The sequence below is a fragment of the Planomonospora alba genome (assembly GCF_039534085.1).
Lineage (GTDB): Bacteria > Actinomycetota > Actinomycetes > Streptosporangiales > Streptosporangiaceae > Planomonospora_B > Planomonospora_B alba.
In genome coordinates this window covers 1-435 of record NZ_BAAAUT010000021.1, presented here as the reverse complement: position 1 = coordinate 435, position 435 = coordinate 1, and positions in this window count along the sequence as shown.

Genomic DNA, 435 nt, shown 5'->3' with positions numbered 1-435 from the left:
CGCGCCCTCGCCCGGCTCCCCGAGAACGGACTCCCTGCGAAAGGACATCGGAACCATGACCACCGCCACCCACCTCAGCACCGTCCAGCTCGACGCGATCCGCGAGGAGCTGGAGGAGCAGCTCTTCCGGTGGACCAAGAAACTGGCCGAGCTGGAGGCGGCGGTGAACGACGACGCGGTGGAGGTGACGGAGAAGTCCGGGCTGCTGGCCGACATCGTCTCCGCCGAGCGGAACGCCGGCGTCGTGCGCGAGGCCCTGGAGAGCATCGCCGCCCTCACCTACGGCCGCTGCGACGGCTGCGCCTCGCCGATCCCCTTCGAGCGGCTGAAGGCCCGGCCGCTGGCCCGGCTGTGCATGGAGTGCCAGCGCCGCCACGAGACCAAGTCGGATCGTAGCCATGTCGTTCTGTGAGCCAAGGAGTTGGGTTCCGTCCT